Genomic DNA, 2984 nt, shown 5'->3' with positions numbered 1-2984 from the left:
GCTGTCAGGCCTTCGGGTTCTGGCAGGCCATTCGCCCGGCACGCGGCGGTCAGCGTATTGGCCAGCAGGCAGGCGATCGTCATCGGGCCTACGCCACCGGGTACCGGAGTGATTGCACCTGCGCGCTCAGCCGCGCTGGCATAGTCCACATCGCCGACCAGCTTGTTCTTGCCGTCACGTTCGATCCGGTTGATGCCCACGTCGATTACGGTCGCGCCTTCCTTGATCCAGTCACCCGGCACCATCTCGGGGCGGCCTACGGCGGCGACGACGATGTCGGCGCGGCGTACCACGTCGGGCAGGTCCTTGGTGCGGCTATGCGCGATGGTCACGGTGCAGCTGTCGCCCAGCAGCAGCTGCGCCATCGGCTTGCCCACAATATTCGAGCGGCCAATTACAACAGCATCCATGCCCGATAGAGAGCCATGGTGGTCGCGCAGCATCATCAGGCAGCCCAGCGGCGTGCAGGGCACCATCGATTTCTGGCCCGTACCCAGCAGGCCGACATTCGAGATATGGAACCCATCTACATCTTTCGCCGGATCAATCGAGTTGATCACCAGGTCTTCGTTCAGGTGCTTGGGCAGCGGCAGCTGCACCAGAATACCGTGTACGGCAGGATCGTTGTTCAGCTTGTCGATCAGCGCCAGAAGGTCTTCTTCGGAGGTGTCTGCATCCAGCTTGTGCTCGTATGAGTTCATACCGACTTCAACGGTCATTTTTCCCTTCGAGCGGACATAGACCTGACTGGCCGGATCCTCGCCCACCAGAACCACCGCCAGACCCGGTGTGATGCCGTTTTCTTCCTTCAGTTTCGCAACCTGGTCAGCCACCTGCGCGCGCACTTTGGCGGCAAAGGCCTTACCGTCGATGACTTGAGCTACCATCCTTTGATCCCTTCTTTCAAAAAACGGATCGGGCGCACAAAGCGCCCGGTCATTCAGTCGGGGCCGAGCACGCGTTCTTCGCGCGCAATCGACCAATCAATCAAGGTGCGCCATAGTTTTTCGGCAAGGTCAGGATCCATACCCAGCTCGTCCGAATTCATACGCACTTTTTGCACCACATCCTCGACACGCTCCGGAATACGTGCAGGCAAGCCCTCGCCCGGCTTCAGCGCGGATGCGCGGTCGATGTAACCTGCACGCGCCACCAACATCTCGATCAGCTGCCGATCCAGCTTGTCGATCTGAACCCGCAACTCCCGCATTGAGTGGCAGTCTTTTGGAGGTGTCAGAGTGGGCATGTTTGTCTCCTCATGGCCCGGGAATTCCCCGGACCACGAGATGTCTTATTCGGCGGCTTAGAACAAGCCCTCGATCTCACCTGCGTCGTTAAGGCAGATGGTTTCCGCGGCCGGCTTGCGGGGCAGACCGGGCATGGTCATGATCTCACCACAGACAACCACGATGAAACCGGCACCGGCGGACAGGCGGACCTCACGCACCGGAACCGAGTGGCCGGTGGGCGCGCCGCGCAGGGTCGGGTCGGTCGAGAACGAATACTGGGTTTTCGCCATGCAGACCGGCAGATTGCCATAGCCTGCCTCTTCCCATTCTTTCAGCTGGTTACGGATCTTGTTGTCGGCCAGAACCTCATCCGCGCGATAGATACGCTTGGCGATGGTTTCGATCTTCTCGAACAGTGGCATGTCGTCAGGGTAGATCGGCGCGAAGTTGGCGCTGCCGCCTTCGACGATCTCGACAACCTTCTCGGCCAGCGGCGCAGAGCCTTCCGAGCCCAGCTCCCAGTGGCGCGACAAAACCGCCTCGACGCCATGTTCGCCGCAATAGTCGCTGACCGCCTGTACTTCCGCATCGGTGTCAGTGACAAAGTGGTTGATGGCGACAACAACCGGCACACCGAAGGATTTCACGTTTTCGATGTGACGGCCGAGGTTGGCACAGCCCGATTTCACAGCGTCAACGTTTTCCGCACCCAGATCGGCCTTGGCAACGCCGCCGTTCATCTTCATTGCGCGCACGGTGGCGACCAGAACAACAGCCGACGGAGCAATGCCCGCCTTGCGGCACTTGATGTTCATGAACTTCTCGGCACCCAGGTCAGCACCAAAGCCCGCTTCAGTAACGACATAGTCAGCCACTTTCAGAGCGGTCTTGGTGGCGATGACCGAGTTACAGCCATGCGCGATGTTTGCGAACGGCCCACCGTGAACAAAGGCCGGGTTGTTTTCCAGCGTCTGCACCAGGTTCGGCTGCATCGCGTCTTTCAGCAGCACGGTCATTGCGCCTTCGGCCTTGATGTCGCGGCAGTAAACCGGGGTCTTGTCACGGCGGTAAGCTACGATGATGTCGCCCAGACGCTTTTCCAGATCCTTCAGGTCGTTTGCCAGACACAGGATCGCCATGACTTCTGAAGCCACGGTAATGTCAAAGCCAGCTTCGCGCGGGAAGCCGTTCGACACGCCGCCCAGAGACGCCGTGATCTGGCGCAGAGCGCGGTCATTCATGTCGACCACACGGCGCCATGCGACGCGGCGGGTGTCGATCTCGCACTCGTTGCCCCAATAGATGTGGTTGTCGATCATTGCCGACAGCAGCGAGTGGGCCGAAGTAATCGCGTGGAAGTCACCGGTGAAGTGCAGGTTCATCTCTTCCATCGGAACAACCTGCGCGTAACCGCCACCTGCGGCACCGCCCTTCATGCCAAAGTTCGGGCCAAGCGAGGCTTCACGGATACAGATCATCGCGTTCTTGCCGATGCGGTTCAGGCCATCGCCCAGACCAACTGTAGTGGTCGTCTTGCCTTCACCCGCAGGGGTCGGGTTGATCGCCGTGACCAGGATCAGCTTGCCATCTTCGCGGTCCTGAACCGAATTGATGAAATCCTGACTGACTTTCGCCTTGTCGTGGCCGTAGGGCAGCAGATCATCACTGGAAATGCCCAGCTTGGCACCGATCTCCTGAATCGGCTTCTTGTTTGCCTCACGGGCAATCTCAATATCGGATTTATAGCTCATTGGG

General features: G+C 59.5%; 3 protein-coding genes. All 3 read right to left on the bottom strand.

All coding sequences use genetic code 11. The annotated features are described in order from the left end of the window. The coding region (gene folD, locus AC2FI7_RS22740) for a bifunctional methylenetetrahydrofolate dehydrogenase/methenyltetrahydrofolate cyclohydrolase FolD (protein ID WP_170474711.1) at positions 1 to 887 on the bottom strand (887 nt) is incomplete at its 3' end. A gap of 53 nt (positions 888 to 940) precedes the next feature. Further along, on the bottom strand, positions 941 to 1246 hold the full coding sequence (locus tag AC2FI7_RS22735) for a chorismate mutase (protein ID WP_010442824.1): 306 nt from the start codon (positions 1244 to 1246) through the stop codon (positions 941 to 943). A 57-nt stretch (positions 1247 to 1303) separates the two neighbouring features. Next, a complete protein-coding gene (locus tag AC2FI7_RS22730) occupies positions 1304 to 2980 on the bottom strand; it encodes a formate--tetrahydrofolate ligase (protein ID WP_029622158.1) in 1677 nt (558 codons plus the stop codon). Positions 2981 to 2984 lie beyond the last annotated feature (4 nt).

It is taken from the genome of Ruegeria sp. YTSA064 (assembly GCF_059610325.1).
Note: the sequence above shows the minus strand (reverse complement) of the source record. Positions and strands in the feature narration are given on the sequence as shown.